The organism is Trueperella pecoris, assembly GCF_014926385.1.
Classification (GTDB): Bacteria; Actinomycetota; Actinomycetes; order Actinomycetales; family Actinomycetaceae; genus Trueperella; species Trueperella pecoris.
In genome coordinates this window covers 2,020,176-2,036,146 of sequence record NZ_CP053291.1, presented here as the reverse complement: position 1 = coordinate 2,036,146, position 15,971 = coordinate 2,020,176, and the positions used below count along the sequence as shown (strand labels likewise).

General features: G+C 64.1%; 11 protein-coding genes. 10 read left to right on the top strand and 1 reads right to left on the bottom strand.

The features are described 5' to 3' along the window. Nucleotides 1-2 precede the first annotated feature (2 nt). From HLG82_RS09310 to HLG82_RS09295, 4 genes are all read left to right on the top strand, one after another. Entirely contained in the window at nucleotides 3-1,544 is a 1,542-nt protein-coding gene (locus HLG82_RS09310) for a M81 family metallopeptidase (RefSeq protein ID WP_193326557.1), read from the top strand. Further along, nucleotides 1,538-2,329, top strand: coding sequence for a copper homeostasis protein CutC (locus HLG82_RS09305; protein ID WP_193326556.1), 792 nt, complete (start codon nucleotides 1,538-1,540; stop codon nucleotides 2,327-2,329). The genes HLG82_RS09310 and HLG82_RS09305 overlap by 7 nt, the downstream gene beginning before the upstream one ends. Before the next feature lie 493 nt (nucleotides 2,330-2,822). Continuing rightward, nucleotides 2,823-4,205 carry a coiled-coil domain-containing protein gene (locus tag HLG82_RS09300; RefSeq protein ID WP_193326555.1) on the top strand — a complete coding sequence of 461 codons (1,383 nt, stop codon included), beginning with the start codon at nucleotides 2,823-2,825 and terminating at the stop codon, nucleotides 4,203-4,205. A 79-nt stretch (nucleotides 4,206-4,284) separates the two neighbouring features. Beyond that, nucleotides 4,285-5,544, top strand: a complete 1,260-nt coding sequence (locus tag HLG82_RS09295; protein WP_193326554.1) for a thioester domain-containing protein — start codon at nucleotides 4,285-4,287, stop codon at nucleotides 5,542-5,544. A gap of 238 nt (nucleotides 5,545-5,782) precedes the next feature. On the opposite strand, the gene HLG82_RS09290 is transcribed toward HLG82_RS09295, so the two are convergent. Beyond that, nucleotides 5,783-7,261, bottom strand: coding sequence for an NAD-dependent succinate-semialdehyde dehydrogenase (locus tag HLG82_RS09290; protein WP_193326553.1), 1,479 nt, complete (start codon nucleotides 7,259-7,261; stop codon nucleotides 5,783-5,785). Between the two features lie 316 nt (nucleotides 7,262-7,577). Between HLG82_RS09290 and HLG82_RS09285 the strand changes: the two genes are divergently transcribed. The 6 genes from HLG82_RS09285 to HLG82_RS09260 all read left to right on the top strand — a co-directional run bounded on the left by HLG82_RS09285 (nucleotide 7,578) and on the right by HLG82_RS09260 (nucleotide 15,932). After that, the gene (locus tag HLG82_RS09285; RefSeq protein WP_193326552.1) at nucleotides 7,578-9,080 is read left to right on the top strand and encodes a fumarylacetoacetate hydrolase family protein; all 1,503 of its coding nucleotides are present in this window, start codon (nucleotides 7,578-7,580) and stop codon (nucleotides 9,078-9,080) included. A 23-nt stretch (nucleotides 9,081-9,103) separates the two neighbouring features. Beyond that, entirely contained in the window at nucleotides 9,104-10,636 is a 1,533-nt protein-coding gene (hpaE, locus tag HLG82_RS09280) for a 5-carboxymethyl-2-hydroxymuconate semialdehyde dehydrogenase (RefSeq protein WP_193326551.1), read from the top strand. Nucleotides 10,637-10,755: 119 nt separating this feature from the next. Further along, the gene (hpaD, locus tag HLG82_RS09275; RefSeq protein ID WP_193326550.1) at nucleotides 10,756-11,823 is read left to right on the top strand and encodes a 3,4-dihydroxyphenylacetate 2,3-dioxygenase; all 1,068 of its coding nucleotides are present in this window, start codon (nucleotides 10,756-10,758) and stop codon (nucleotides 11,821-11,823) included. Between the two features lies 1 nt (nucleotide 11,824). Beyond that, nucleotides 11,825-13,255 (top strand): MFS transporter, encoded by a 1,431-nt coding sequence (locus tag HLG82_RS09270; RefSeq protein ID WP_193326549.1) that lies wholly within the window; start codon nucleotides 11,825-11,827, stop codon nucleotides 13,253-13,255. Between the two features lie 64 nt (nucleotides 13,256-13,319). Next, entirely contained in the window at nucleotides 13,320-13,976 is a 657-nt protein-coding gene (locus HLG82_RS09265; protein WP_193326548.1) for a GntR family transcriptional regulator, read from the top strand. 57 nt (nucleotides 13,977-14,033) lie between these two features. Continuing rightward, on the top strand, nucleotides 14,034-15,932 hold the full coding sequence (locus tag HLG82_RS09260; protein WP_193326547.1) for an FAD-dependent monooxygenase: 1,899 nt from the start codon (nucleotides 14,034-14,036) through the stop codon (nucleotides 15,930-15,932). Nucleotides 15,933-15,971 lie beyond the last annotated feature (39 nt).

Here is a 15,971-nt window from a genome sequence, read left to right as displayed (position 1 = left end):
CCATGAGCCCACGCATTGCGATTGCAGGAATCCACATCGAATCATCGACATTTTCGCCGCAGCTGGCCGTGGCAGAAGATTTTGTGGTCACGAGGGCTGAGGAGGTTCTAGGGCGTTACTCGTGGATCAACGAGACGTGGTGCCAGGCCGTGACGTGGCTGCCCGTCTTCCATGCCCGCGCCCTACCCGGCGGTGTTCTCGAGCGGGACACCTACGAGGAGTGGAAGGCGGAAATCCTCGCCGGCCTTGCCGCGCTGACTGACGAGTCGCCGTTGGACGGCTTTTTCTTCGACGTCCACGGCGCCATGAGTGTTGTCGGACTCGACGACGCCGAAGGCGACCTCATCACCGCGATCCGCGCTGTCATCGGTGAGGAGGTGCTCGTGTCGCTGTCGACGGACCTGCACGGCAACATGTCGCGGGAGCTCTTCGCCGGGTGTGACCTGCTCACGACGTACCGCGAAGCCCCGCACACCGACGCCCTCGAATCTCGCCGCCGGGCGATGAAGAACCTGGTCATGCGCCTGCTCAGCGGCCAAGGTAAGCCCGCGAAGGCGCTCGTTCACTTGCCCTTTCTCCTCCCCGGCGAACGCACCTCGACCCGCCTTGAGCCCGCGAAGAGCCTCTATGGGCGCCTGCCGTGGCTCGAGGCACAGCCCGGCATCCTCGACGTCGCCTTCTGGATCGGCTTCGCCTGGGCCGATCAGCCTCGATGCAAGGCGGCAGTGGTGGCAACCGGCGACGACGCCGAGCTCGTGACCAAGGTCGCCGCCGACTACGCCCGCGAGATCTGGGCCCGCCACATGGAGTTCGAATTCGTCGCGCCCGTCGATTCCATGGAAGGTTGCCTCGAATGGGTCCGCGACGCCGCCCGCCCGACCTTCATCTCCGACACGGGCGACAACCCCGGAGCCGGCGGCGCCGACGACGTCACCTACGCCCTGGCCCGACTCCTTGCCTTCGAGCCGGTAGCACGAGGGCAGATGAGCGCGATCTACGCCTCGATTCACGACGCCGACACCGTGGCCCGTGCTCTCGCCGCAGGCGTCGGGGGCGAGGTCGACATTGAGCTCGGCGGTAAGATCGACTCGCGTGAGCCCGGGCCGCTCCCGCTGCGCGTGCGAGTCGAGAACCTCGCCGTGGACCCACGCGCCGGCCAACTCGCCGTCTTGCGGCCGCTGGGCACGGCGGGCACGGACGGCGTCGTGGAAGGTGGCGCCAGTGCGGAAGCGGGCGCCAGTGCGGAAGCGGGCGCCAACACAGCAAGCGGAGCGGTGATCATTGTGACCCAGAACCGGATGCAATACGGCACCGAAGAGGCCTTCACCATCGCCGGGGTCGATCCGCGGGCGGCCGATATCGTCGTCGTGAAAATTGGCTACCTCGAACCCGACCTGTACGAGATGGCCGCCGACTGGAAGATGGCCCTCACCCCCGGCGGCGTGGATCAGGACCTCGTGCGGCTCGGCCACCAAACCATCACACGGCCCATGTACCCCTTCGACGAGGACTTCGCCTGGGAGCCGGAGGTTATCACATGCTAGAAATCGCGGTTCAGGATGCGGCCGGCGCACGAGTGGCGCTCGCGGCCGGCGCGGATCGGGTCGAACTGTGTTGCGCGCTGGAGGTTGGCGGGCTCACCCCGTCGATCGCGATGGTCGAGGCGTGCGTGGTTGAGGGGATCCCGGTCTGCGTGCTCGTGCGCCCGCGCGCCGGCGACTTCGTTTACGACGACGCCGAGGCGGCCATCGTCAGCAACGATGTGCGCTGGGCCGTCGGGCGTGGCGCCGCGGCCGTCGTCCTTGGCGCACTGCGAGCGACTGGCTCGGGCGGCGTCGTTGGCGAGCCGGACCATCTCGAGCTTGATGTGCCGATGTTGCGCCACTGGGCCGAGGTGGCCAGGGAACGCAACCCGGAGGTGGACGTGGTGGTTCACCGCTGCGTGGACGTATTGCTTGGTGCGGGGGTGCCCGTGGAGGAGGTTGCCCGGCAGCTCGATGCCATCGGCGGGGTGACGCGAGTGCTCACGTCCGGCGGTGCCGATTGTGCGGGCGATGGCGCCGAGGTGCTGGCTGACCTGGCGGCTGAGCTGGATAGGCTTGGCTCGGGAATCGCCATTCTTGCTGGTGGCGGCGTAAATCCGAAGTCAATCCCGAAGTTGGCAGAGGCGGGTATCAAGGAGTTCCACCTCTCGGCGCGCCGCGAAATCCCCACCGGCGCCACCGGCCCGGGCGGGGGCGCGAGCACGCGCTCGGTCACGGATGCGCAGATCGTGCAGGCAGCGGCCCGGGCGGTCGGTATCGCGAACGGTGGCCCCGGCCGCCCCTGATGGCGTCGCACCTCTCCGCCGGCGTCGCACCTTGCCGCCCGTGACGCACCTTAAACCGGGGTTTGAGGTGCGCCGTGGATGGAGAGGTGCGACGTTAAGCGAGACGTGCGACGCGGGTGAGCGGAACCTCCCCGTACTCGCCACCAACCTCGCGACACCAGAGAAATATCCGACATTTACCCTTACTCGAAAGTTAGGCCTGTCACATTATGGTCGCGGCTTGCCGTAGGTCGCCGCGCTGAGTGCGCGAAGCATTGTTAACATGCGAGCTATTGAAATTTACGTAACCGCAGGAAGCTCGGACGCTTTGTGCGCGGAAATCGTATACGTTCGCGCTCGGCGCGGTATTCGCCCTATTTTCTCACCGTAACGCCGGTTTTATTGCGAATCTTTTGCGGCCAAAAAGGGTGTACTAAGCACTAGTATCCGGTTTGTTACGACAACTTTATTTATCGTGTTCGTGATAATTATCGACAATGGGTAGGTGCCGGAATTGCCTGAGCTCCGCCCAGAACTGGGAGAGACCGTGCTTTATTCGCATGTTAAAAGGCTGGGGGCGACCTCCATTGCGTCGCTACTGGCGTTAGTTCTTGTTTCCACGCCGTTATCGGCCAGTGCGGCCACGCGCTCGCCGTGGCGTCCGGCGCCGACGTCGTCGGCTCAGGTCGAATATGAGCGGGCGGTTCGTGCCTACGACGACGCACGTCAGACGTATGCGGAGGCCGCTTCGAGGCTCTATTGGTCGCGCGTGTCGATCTCGAACGTTGCGGTAGATCGCTACGACAACCTCTTGGCGCGCATCGAACCGCTGCAGGCTTCCGCCGAAACCGCGCTGGCGGATGGCCACAAGCAACTGGAGGCACGCCAGGCGGAGAAGGCTGGCGCGCAAGACGCTCTCGCGGCCGCGAAGAAGGGCGCCGAAGAGGCAACGAATAACCGTGTTGAGGCGGAGAAGATTCAACAGGGCAACCGCGACATTCTGGCGCAGATTGAGGAACAGGTCGCTGACCCGGCGAACAAGGAGGCCGCCGCGAAGAAGTCGCTCAAACTCGCGCGCGAGTCGGTGGTTCTTCAGCTGGAGCTGAGCAACAAGAAGAAGGAGGTTGCGGGCCTGAAGTCGAAGCTGGACGAGGCGCGCAAGGCGCTCGAGCGCCTGCGCAACGGGGAGAGCGATAACGCCCAGCCCGACGAGCCGACGACGCCGACCCCCGGCGCCACGACTCCCGACCCGAGCATCCCGGCACCGCCGCCGCTCCCGAGCGCTCCTGCCACCCCGGACGCCACCCCGACGCTGACGCCGGAGCAGAAGATTGAGGCTCTTCAGGCGGACATTGCCAAGCTCGAGGCTGACATCCCGGTCGCGGACAAGGAGCTCAGCGAGCTCGAAGTCAAGGCCCAGGAGGCCCTCGATCGCATCGATGCGGCGAACATCGTTCTGCGCTCATTCGACGCTCCCGACGCCTACAAGCAGATGATGATCCGCCGCATCGCGGAGAAGGAAGAGCTTCTCAAGCAGTTCCACGACGCCGAAGACAAGGCTCGCGCCGAATTGGCCAGCGCGGAGCGCAAGGTTGCGGACATCGATCAGGACATCGCACGCCTCGAAGCCGCCGCCGCGCAGGCCCAGGCCCGAGTCGATTACTACAAGGGGATCGCACAGCAGATTCAGGAGCGTCGCGACGCCGCTGCGAAGCGCATCGAGCAGAACGCCGCGATCCTCGAGGAATACCGCCAGGCACACCGTGCGCTCGCCGTCGCTCGCGACAACCTCGACGAGGCCAGGCGACGCCTTATCCATAGCCGATTCGTCGGTCGCCCGATGTGGGGATGCGGATGCTCGCACTTCTGGGGCGGCGTCGTGGCGATTGTTCTTTAGCGACGCGAGGAGTGCTGGTTCGGCGTCGTGCACAGGGCCAGCTACTCGAGCCTAGCTTTCAGTGAGAAATGGAGAGAAAGTGAAAAAGAATTTACGCCGAATTTTGGCGATGATCGTGGCGATGCTGGTGCTGGGTGCAGCCCCGGCGCAAGCGGCGCCGACGACCGACGAGGCCGTCACCCCGCACATTGGCCAGATCGCGTTCCCCAACGGGGATGATCTTGGCTATCGCATGCTCTACACCTCCGATGGTGGGACATCGATCATTTCTCAACCAAATCTCTTCGAGGTGAAGAGCGAGCAGATCGACTTTTATCGCGCCTACTGCCTCGAGATTTTCTATAACCCTGCGTTCGTCCGGCCGATTGTGACGGGCTGGGATGGCTACCGTGGCACGAATGCATTTACCGACCCGAAGGTTCAGCGCAAGGTCGCTTGGATTGTGCAAAATTCCTTCCCGACGACGTCGCTCTCGGCCTTGGCCGCCAAGGCCGGCGTCTCTCGGCTGACTCGTGCGGAGGCTATCACCGCGACGCAGTCGGCGATTTGGACGCTGACTGATAACGTGAAGCCGCACTTCGATGCGATGACCTACGGCTACGGTCGTCCGGCTGTGTCGCGTTCGTCGGCGAGCAACGTGAAGAAGCTTTACGCCTACCTACTCGGAGAGAAGAACGTCGGCCTTGGCGAGAAGCAGCTACGCGCTGCTATCGAGATCACGGCCGATGGCGGTGAGCATGTTGCCGGCACGCTCGTGGGCCCGATCCGCATCTCCTCAACCGAGGACAAGGTCTCGATCAAGATTGAAGGCGGGTTTGGGCTCGTCGACAAGAACGGCACGGCCATCGACGAAAACGCCGTCCCGACGGGCATAGATCTCTTCGTCGACGCGCGCAACACCGAGGATAAGGGTTCTGTTTCGTTGACCGGTACGGCCTCCGTCGCAACCCACTTCGGTGCCATCATGACTCCCACCTCTCTTCACGCGGATCACGGTCAGACTCTGATTGTGGTTCGCGAAGATAGCGACCGTGCTGTCGCGCGGGCCGTCATTAGCTGGGGCAAGAAGCCGGTCCCGACTCCGACGCCGACCAAGACGCCGGAGAAGCCCGCGCCGACGCCGACTCCGACCAAGACGCCGGACAAGCCGGTTCCGACTCCGACGCCGACTCCCACGCCTACCAAGACGCCGGAGAAGCCCGCGCCGACGCAGACTGAGACCCCTCAGCCAGCAGAGAAACCTGGCCTTGCGCGCACCGGAGCGGACACGGCAGCGCTCGCATTCGCAGCGGTGTCGCTTCTGGCCGGAGGACTCCTTCTGCGTCGTAAGTGGGCGTAAACGCATCAGTTAAGAATCCAGACAAAAAGGGGCGGCCGAGACAATAATCTCGGCCACCCCTTTGCTGTCGCGTGATTCCTTGTGCCCATGGCGCACTCCACCATCGGCGACGCACCTCTCCGTCCGCGGCGCACCTAAAACCGGGGTTTAAGGTGCGTCATGAGCGGAGAAGTGCGACGGCGGGGCCGCGGAGCTGGCCGAGCCGCCACCCGGCAGTGGGCCGCCACCCGGCAGCTGCCTAGAAGAAGTCCGGCGCCGGGATTCCGACGTAAACCGTCTCTAGGTAGTCCTCGATGCCTTCCTTGCCGCCCTCGCGGCCCATGCCCGACTGCTTTATGCCGCCGAACGGTGCGCCCGCATTGGAAATGGTGGCCGAGTTGACCCCAAGCATGCCGATCTCGAGGCGCTCGGCCAGGCGCATGACGCGGTTCATGTCCTTCGTGTGGAAGTAGCCGCCGAGGCCAACCGAGTCCGAGTTGATGGTCTTGATGAGCTCGCGCTCGTCGTCAAAACGAATCACGGGGGCGACGGGGCCGAAGATCTCTTCGGTGACGATCTCCAGGCTGGGGTCTACGTCCACGAGCACAGTCGGTTCCAGAAAGAAGCCGGTGTTGAACGGCTTGCCGCCACCGGCGGCGATCTTGGCGCCGGCCGCGACCGCGCGCTCGATCATGGCTGAAACGTCTTCGAGTTGTTTCTCGGACACGAGCGGGCCGACGTCGGTGCCGTCCTCCATGCCGTTGCCCACACGCTGCTGGGAAATGCGGGCCGAGAACTTCTCGACGAACTCGTCGTAGACGGCGTCGTGAACGAAGAAGTGATCGGCGGCGTTACAGGCCTCGCCCATGTTGCGCATCTTGGTAGCGAGGGCGCATTCGACGGCGTGGTCGATGTCGGCGTCCTCAAAGACGATAAACGGCGCATTGCCGCCCAGTTCCATGGAGGTGCGCAACACGTTGTCGGCGGCCTCCTTCAACAGGGCCTTGCCCACGGCGGTCGAGCCGGTGAAGGAGAGCTTGCGCAGGCGCGGATCCTGGATGAGCGGGCCGGTGATCGGCCTGGAACGCGAGGAGGGGAGTACCGCGAGCACGCCCTTGGGTAGGCCCGCCTCGTTCATGATCTTGGCGAACATGAGCGCGGTTAGCGGGGTCTCGTTGGAGGGGCGAAGCAGTGCCACGTTGCCCGCCGCGAACGCCGGGCCGGCCTTGCGGGTGGCCATCGCGAGCGGGAAGTTCCACGGGGTGATGAACAGGCACGGGCCCACCGGGCGGCGGACGACGATGGCTTGGAGGTGGCCTTCGGGAACACGGAAGTAGTCGCCTCGGATCCGGGAGGCCTCCTCGGAGAACCAGCGCAGGAACTCGGCGCCGTAGGCCACCTCGCCGTAGGCCTGGTCGAGCGGCTTGCCCATTTCGAGGGTCATGATCATGGCGAGGTCGTCCTTGTATTTGCCGGTGGCAAGGTCGAAGGCGCGGCGGAGAATTTCTCCGCGCTCGCGCGGGGCAGTGACGGCCCATTCGTGTTGCGCCTCGACCGCGAGGTCCATGGCGCGGGCGGCGTCCTCCGGGGTGGCGTCGGCGACGCTGACGAGGACCTCGCCGGTGGCCGGGTTGAGCACATTGAAACGCTCGCCGGATGCTGAATCGGTGAATTCACCGTTGATAAAAATTCCCGTGGGAATTCGGTTGAGAAGGTCTGCGATACGCGAATCGTTCATGGTCTACCTTTCCGCACCGGGTGCACAGCGTTGTGCGTTTGGCGCGTCATTGAGCAGTTATTGTGGGAGCCTTTCTCCATTGTCTGCCATTTCCTCGCTTGTGTCAGTAGGCTGGGAAAAATTCTGGGGCAATTTCAAAAAATCTCTTGACGTCGTGAGTTTGATCGTACATGATCGTATACAACATCGTACACGTAATCATATACGATCACTCGCCAGGTTGCGCAAGGCCCCGTCACAAGGTCCCGCAAAACACCGCCCGTAAGGTCGCCCACGACCTTGTGCAAAACATAAAAGTCCAGCAAAGGAGCAGGATTTGAACATCGTTTCGCAGACTCTGGGACACGAGGTTGGAAAGATCATCGCCGTCCACCTGTCCTACCCCTCGCGCGCTGCCCAGCGCGGGCGGACCCCCGCCGAGGCGTCCTACTTCATGAAGGCCTCGTCCTCCCTGTCCGGCCCGGGCGAGGTCGTTCGCCCTGAGAATACGGAGCTGCTGGTTTTCGAGGCCGAAATCGCGCTCGTCATCGGCAAGGCCGCACGAAACGTCTCCGAAGAGGAGGCATGGAGCCACGTCTCCTTCGTCACCGCGGCTAACGACATGGGTCTGCTGGACTTCCGCGCCGCGGACAAGGGCTCCAACGTCCGTTCCAAGTCTGGCGATGGCATGACGCCGATCGGCCCGCGCCTGATCCCGGCAGCCGACGTCGACCCGGCGGGCCTGCGCGTCCGGGCCACGGTGGACGGCCAGCTCGCCCAGGACGATTCGTCCTCTACCCTCCTGTTCTCCTTCGCCCACTTCATTGCGGACCTCTCCCGCCTCATGACCCTCGAGCCGGGGGACGTCATCCTCACCGGCACCCCCGCCGGCTCTTCGGTGCTTGTGCCGGGCCAGACGGTCACCGTCGAGGTCTTTTCCGAGGCCGACCCCTCCATCACCTCCGGCCAGCTCACGACGACGGTCGTGGCGGGCGCGGCGCTAGCTGACGTTGGCTCCGCCCCGGCTGCCGACGACAAGCAGCGCATCGATGCCTGGGGTTCAACCGAGGCGGCAGGACTGGCCGACAAGGGCGCCGGACTGACCGACAAGGCCGAAGCCGGGCAGACGGCGTCGTTCGAACTGACCGACGAACTGCGCGAACGCATCTCCAAGCTCGCCCTGGCCACCCTCTCCTCGCAGATGCGCCAGCGCGGGTACGCCAACGTCTCCATCGACGGGGTCCACCCGATGGTCGCGGGCCAGAAGCTTGTGGGCCGGGCGCGGACGCTACGCTATGTCGGCCACCGCCCGGACCTGTTCAAGAAGTTCGGCGGCGGCTACAACGCCCAAAAGCGCGCCATTGACTCGGTCAACCCCGGCGAGGTGCTCGTTATGGAGGCGCGAGGGTACGAGTTCGCCGGTACGCTCGGCGACATCCTCGCGCTGCGCGCGAAGGTCCGCGGCGCGGCGGGCATCATCACCGACGGCGCGGTCCGCGACTGGGCCGCCGTGGCCGAGGTGGGCCTGCCGGTGTACGCGCAGGCGGCTCACCCTTCCGTGCTCGGCCGCGTCCACATTCCCTGGGACACCGACCAGACCATCACCTGCGGCGGCGTCGCCGTCCAGCCGGGTGACGTGATCGTGGGCGACGACGACGGCGCGATCGTCATCCCGCCCGAACTGGTGCTCGAGGTCGTCGAGGCCTCCGAGCGGCAGGAATCCGAAGAAGCTTTCATCGCCCAGATGGTTGCCGCCGGCGAATCTGTCGAAGGCCTCTATCCGCTGAACGCCGCCTGGCGTCAGCGTTACAACGAGTGGCTCGCAGCCCACCCCAACTAACCGCCATCGACAGGAAGGTAGACATGTCGAACAAACCCGCGGGACTTCCCGACCACATCCAGCACTACATCAACGGCGAGCTCGTTGATTCGATCTCGGGCGAGACCTTCGACGTTCTCGAGCCGACAACCAACGAGACCTACATCCAGTGCGCCTCCGGCAATCAGGACGACGCCGACGCCGCCGTCGCCGCAGCCAAGGCAGCCTTCGACGAGGGCAGCTGGGCCAACATGCTTCCCCGCCAGCGCGCGCAGATTCTTTACCGCATCGCCGACGAAGTGGCGAAGATGAACGATGAGCTCGCGGCGATCGAGTCCTACGACTCGGGCCTGCCCATCCGCCAGGCCAAGGGTCAGGCGAACCGTGCGGCGGAGAACTTCCGCTTCTTCGCCGACCTCATCGTCGCCCAGGTCGACGGCGCGTTCAACATGCCGGGCCGTCAGATCAACTATGTGCACCGCAAGCCGCACGGAGTCGCCATCCTCATCACCCCGTGGAACACGCCGTTCATGCAGGAGTCGTGGAAGCTGGCTCCGGCGCTGGCCTCGGGCTCGACTGTGGTGCTCAAGCCGGCGGAGTTCACCCCCGTCTCGGCCTCGCTGTGGCCGAGAATCATGGAGCGCGCGGGCGTGCCCAAGGGTGTGTTCAACATCGTCTACGGCTTCGGCCACACGGCCGGCGACGCCCTCGTCAAGCATCCGGACGCCCCGCTCGTGTCCTTCACCGGCTCGCTGGCCACCGGCAAGATGATCTTCGCCAACGCCGCGCCCTACATGAAGCACCTCTCCCTTGAGCTTGGTGGAAAGTCGCCCGCGATCATCTTCGAGGATGCCGACTTCGAGAAGGCCTTGGATTCGACTCTCTTCGGGGTCTTCTCCCTCAACGGGGAGCGTTGCACCGCTTCCTCCCGCCTGCTCGTCCAGCGTTCGATTTACGACAAGTTCGTCGAGGCCTACGCCGAGCGTGCGAAGAAGATCGTCGTCGGCGATCCCTCGGATCCGAAGACGGAGATCGCGGCGCTCGTGCATCCCGAGCACTACAAGAAGGTCGCCTCCTACATCGAGATTGGCAAGGGTGAGGGGCGCCTCGTCGCCGGCGGTGGCCGCCCCGAGCACCTGCCCACGGGCAACTACGTCGAGGCTACGGTCTTCGCTGACGTGCCGGCGTCGGCCCGCATCTTCCAGGAGGAAATCTTCGGTCCCGTCGTGGCCATCACCCCCTTCGATACGGAAGAGGAAGCGATCAAGCTGGCCAACGACGTCGAATACGGACTTGCCGCCTACGTGTGGACGAACGACATCGCCCGCGCCCACAACGTGGCCGGCCAGATTGAATCCGGCATGGTCTGGATCAACTCCCACAACGTGCGCGACCTTCGCACCCCGTTCGGCGGCGTGAAGGGATCCGGCCTCGGCCACGAGGGCGGCTACCGCTCGCTGGACTTCTACACCGTGCAGCAGTCCATCCACGTCACCCTCGGCGACGTTCACACCACGCGTTTCGGTGCCACCGGATACGCGGATAACGATCTTGGCCTCGGCGGTCCGAGCGCCTAGTACCCTTGCGGGCGGGTGTCACGCACCTGGTGCCATCCTGGCCGGCGCCCGTCCGCACCTCCACCCACATAACTCAGCTAACCCTCAATGGAGAGGCATTCAGCCAAAGGAGACTGAACATGTCTGATATCACCAAACTGCCCGAAGCCCCTGCGCCGGACATCCTGCGTTGCGCGTACATGGAAATCGTCGTCACCGACCTCGAAAAGTCGCGCTACTTCTACGTTGACGCGCTCGGCCTCGTGGTGACCAAGGAAGACGAGAACGCCATCTACCTGCGTGCCTCGGAGGAGTTCATCCACCACAACCTCGTCCTGCGCAAGGGCCCCGAGCCGGCCGTGGCCGCCCTGGCCTTCCGCGTTCGTTCCCAGGAGGACGTTGACAAGGCCGAGGCATACTACAAGGAGCTCGGTTGCGAGACCCGCCGCGGCGACTTCACCGACGGGGTTCGCAACGCGGTCCGCGTCATCGATCCGCTCGGCTTCCCCTACGAGTTCTTCTACGAGGTCGATCACGTCGAGCGCCTCGCATGGCGATACGACCTGCACGTGCCGGGCCAGCTGGTCCGCCTCGACCACTTTAACCAGGTCACCCCGGACGTCCCGGCGGCCACGAAGTACATGGAGAACCTTGGCTTCCGCACCACCGAGGACATCAAGGACGACGCCGGCACCACCTACGCCGCCTGGATGCGCCGCAAGCCCACCGTCCATGACACCGCCATGACCGGTGGCGACGGGCCGCGTATGCACCACATCGCCTTCGCGACCCACGAAAAGCACAACATCCTCGCCATCTGTGATCGGCTCGGCGCGCTGCGCATCTCCGACCACATTGAGCGCGGACCGGGCCGCCACGGCGTCTCGAACGCCTTCTACCTCTACCTGCGCGACCCGGATGGGCACCGTGTGGAGATCTACACCCAGGATTACTACACCGGCGATCCGGACAACCCCGTGGTGACCTGGGACGTTCACGACAACCAGCGCCGCGACTGGTGGGGCACCCCGGTCGTTCCGTCGTGGTACACGGATGCTTCCCGCGTCCTCGACCTCGACGGCAACATCCAGCCCCTCGTGGCTCGCACGGACGCGAAGGAAATCGACGTCACGATCGGAGCCGACGGCTTCTCCTACACCCGCAAGGGCGACAACGAGAAGGGCTTCAAGCTCGGGGAGCAGGTGTGATGTGACTACGCACGCCCACGATCGCACCGATCTCGTCCTCTCGACGAAGAAGAAGGAAGATCGCCGCGTCGCCCTCGGAACCCTCGTGGGAACCGCCGTCGAGTGGTATGACTTCTTTATCTACGCCAACGCGGCGGCCATCATCCTCGCCCCCTTGTTCTTTGACCCATTCGTTCACGGAGCAGGGCAGGTCGCGGGCCGGCTCATCTCGTTCGCAACCGTCGGAATCTCGTTCTTCTTCCGCCCGCTCGGCGCGGCGGTAGCCGGACACTTCGGCGACAAGCTCGGCCGAAAGGCCATGCTCGTTATGACGCTCGTCCTCATGGGGGCGGCAACATTCCTCATCGGCCTGTTGCCCACCTACGAGACGATCGGCGTGGCAGCTCCCATCCTCCTCATCTTCCTGCGCGTGCTTCAGGGCTTCGCCGCAGGCGGAGAGTGGGGAGGCGCAGCCCTCATGGCTGTGGAGCACGCCCCGACGAACAAGCGTGGCCTCTTCGGCGGCTTCCCGCAGATCGGCGTCCCGCTCGGCATGCTGCTTGCCACTCTCGTGCTTGCAGTTGTCTCGGCGATGACGACGAACGAGCAGTTCCTGACCTGGGGCTGGCGAGTCCCGTTCCTTTTGTCGATCGTGCTGATCATCATTGGCTTCGTCATCCGCATGGGTGTCTCCGAGTCGCCGGTCATGGAAGAAATTCGCAAGGCCGACAAGAAGGACGAGCAGGTTCGCCTGCCGATGCTCGACATGTTCCGCACCGCATGGAGGCCCCTTATTCAGGGCGCACTCATCTTCGCGGGCAACGGCGTGGCCGGGTACATGATCACGGGCGGCTACATCCTGTCCTACACCACGAACGACCTCGGGCTCGAACGGTCACGAATCCTCAACCTCGTCTCCCTCGCCGCGGTCATATGGATCTTCTCCACGATCTTCTCGGCGTGGATCTCGGACAAGATTGGGCGAAAGAACACCTACATCATCGGTTTCGTCATCCAGCTGGTGTGGATCTGGGTTGTCTTCACCTTCCTCGACACCCAGAACTACACCCTGATTGGCCTAGGCATGGTGGTGCTCGCCATCCCCATCGGCTTCACCTACGGGCCACAGTCGGCCATGTTCGCCGAGATGTTCCCCGCCAAGATCCGATACTCCGGGGCCGGCATGGCCTACGCGTTCGGCTCCATCCTCGGCGGAGCGTTTGCGCCGTTCATCGCCACGGCCCTGCAGGCGAAGTTCGGAACGTCGACGGCGGTCGCCGCCTACATCTTCGCCGTGACCGTTATCGCGTTCATCACGCTGCTGACCCTCAAGGACCGGGCGGGTCGAGACCTCAGCCCGGCAGCAGACGGCGAACTCGATACCGTGCTTTCGAAGCTCGCCCGCGAAGACGGCGTCGTCGAATCCACGTTCGATCGCGGAGCCGGTTACTAACGGCAACGCCATTAGACTGTGGGGTCATAGGCAACTATGGCCCCACAGCAAGAAAGAAGAGACCATGACAGTGCAGATGTCAAAATCCTCAGCCGTGTACGAGGAGCTTCGCGACGGTATCGTCAACGGACGATACTCGCCCGGATACAGGCTCACCCTGTCCACGCTCGCCAGGGAATTTGGCGTGTCCACTGTCCCCGTGCGTGAGGCCATCCGGTGGCTTCAGGCCGAAGGTCTCGTCGAATACACACACAATGTGGGAGCCCAAGTCTCGCAGATCGACATCTCGGGATACGCCGAATCCTTCGCCACCCTCGCCTACCTCGAAGGCGTGGCGACGGGCCTGGCGGCCAAAGAGCTCAGCGCGGACCAGATCGCCCGCGCTCGCGGCATCAACGCAGAAATGCGTTACCTGGTTCAAGCCAACCAATTTGACGCCGCCGCCTACCGCAGGCTCAACGGGAAATTCCACTCGTTGCTGTGTTCCGCATGTCCTAACACGCGCGTGCTCACCCTCCTCACCGCTGAGGCAGAGCGAGTCACGCTCATCCGCCGCTCCTCATTCTCCTTTGACTCGAAGCGCTCCAGCGCCTCGGTGGAGCAGCATTCCCACCTGCTTGACCTGATCGAATCCGGCGCCGACGCCGAGACGATCGAGGCATACGCACGTCAACACAAGCTCGCCTCGCTCGAGCGGTCGCTGCACATCGCGGCGACGTGAGCCTTAGGCGCGACGACGTCGCCCTAACCTCACACAATGAAGTGAAAGGTTATAGAAGTGAAGTTCCATCATCACGGTTACGTTTCTACGAATCCGCGCCACAAAGCCGCGGCCGGATTCGGTCTCGAGCGTTGGCAGGCCCCCGAGCCGCCGCACCCTGAGATGCCCGAGAACATGGACGTTCTCATCGTGGGCACCGGCCCCGCCGGCATGATGACCGCCGCCTCCCTCTCCGTCTACGACGACATCAACACCGTCATTATCGACAAGCGCCCCCACCGCCTCGTGCTCGGCCAAGCCGACGGCATCCAGCCGCGCACCACCGAGACGTTCGAGGCTTTCGGGTTCCGCAAGGAGATCGTGGCCGAGGCCTACCAGATCACCGAGACTGCGTTCTGGAACGACGACCCCGACAACCCCGGCAATATCATCCGCACCGGATGGACCGACGACGACGCCACCGGCATTTCCGAATTCGAGCACATTATCGTCAACCAGGCACGCGTCCTGGACTACTTCGCCGAGTTCATGTACAACCAGCCCGCGAAGATGCGCCCCCACTACGGGTGGGAATTCCTCGACCTGAAGGTAGGGGAAGGCAGCGAAGAATACCCCGTGCGTGTTGAGTTGCGTGGCACGGGCGAATGGAACATGGGTGAGGAAGTGACCGTCAACGCCAAGTATGTGGTCGGCACCGACGGCGCCCAGTCCGGGGTCCGCCGCTGCATCGGCGCCACCCACAAGGGCAAGGTCTCCTACCACGCCTGGGGCGTTGCCGACGTCATCGCCCGCACCGATTTCCCCGACATTCGCACCAAGTGCATCATCCACTCGGCGGCCGGTTCCTCCCTCCACATCCCGCGCGAGGGCGGCTACCTCTTCCGCACCTATGTTGACCTGGGTGAAGTCGCCGAGGACGACAACCATAAGGTACGCCAGACCCCGCTGGATACCATCCTCAAGAAGTGCAACGACATCTTCACCCCCTACACGATCGACGTTCAGGACACCGCGTGGTGGTCCGTCTACGAGGTTGCCCACCGCGTGACCCAGCGCTTCGACGACGTCCTGCCAGAAAACAAGGAGACTCAGACCCCGCGCGTCTTCATCGAAGGCGACGCTTGCCACACCCACTCGGCCAAGGCCGGCCAAGGTATGAACGTTTCCATGCAGGACGGCTTCAACCTCGGCTGGAAGCTTGGGCAGGTCCTGCGCGGATACTCCTCGCCCGAACTGCTCCACACCTACAACGCCGAGCGCCAGCAGATCGCCCAGGACCTCATCGATTTCGACCTCGAGTGGTCAGCCCGCATGGCCAACCCCGTCGGCGAAGGCATCGAGGAGTTCTACCTGAAGACCGCCGAATTCCCCTTCGGCTTCATGACCGAATACCCCGCCGGCCTCCTCGTCTCCGGCGAGGCCAAGCAGGAGCTCGCCACCGGCTATCCGCTCGGCAAGCGCTTCAAGTCTGTTGAAGTCACCCGACGCGCGGACGCCACCTACCCCCACCTCGGGCACCTGCACGCCGCCGATGGCCGCTGGCGCATCTACGTCTTCGCCGACCAAGCCTCACCGAAGGACAAGGAATCGAAGACGGCCAAGTTCGCCGAATGGCTCGAGAAGGACCCGGCCTCGCCCGTCGTCCGCCACACCCGTGAGGGCGACGACGCCGACACCCTGTTCGACGTGAAGGTGATCTATCAGCAGAAACACCGCGAGTTCGACATCACCGATGCCCCGGCGGCCTTCCGGCCGAAGACCGGCCTGTACCAGGTGGAGGACTGGAACCAGGTCTTCTCGGTTCACCCCAAGATCGACATCTTCGACGAGCGTGGAATCTCGCGTGATGGAGCCATCGTCGTCGTCCGACCGGACATGTACGTCGCCCACATCACCTCACTCGAAGACACCCAGTCCCTCGCCGACTTCTTCGACCCGATCTTCGACCTGTCCTGACACGTGCGACGGGGCCTAGTCTGGGGATGGGCCCCGCCG

Excerpts from the sequence above, each read along its gene's own strand:
- HLG82_RS09310 (WP_193326557.1), top strand. The coding sequence starts at position 3 with ATGAGCCCACGCATTGCGATTGCAGGAATCCACATCGAATCATCGACA.
- HLG82_RS09305 (WP_193326556.1), top strand. The coding sequence starts at position 1,538 with ATGCTAGAAATCGCGGTTCAGGATGCGGCCGGCGCACGAGTGGCGCTC.
- HLG82_RS09290 (WP_193326553.1), bottom strand. The coding sequence starts at position 7,261 with ATGAACGATTCGCGTATCGCAGACCTTCTCAACCGAATTCCCACGGGA.
- hpaE (WP_193326551.1), top strand. The coding sequence starts at position 9,104 with ATGTCGAACAAACCCGCGGGACTTCCCGACCACATCCAGCACTACATC.
- hpaD (WP_193326550.1), top strand. The coding sequence starts at position 10,756 with ATGTCTGATATCACCAAACTGCCCGAAGCCCCTGCGCCGGACATCCTG.
- HLG82_RS09265 (WP_193326548.1), top strand. The coding sequence starts at position 13,320 with ATGACAGTGCAGATGTCAAAATCCTCAGCCGTGTACGAGGAGCTTCGC.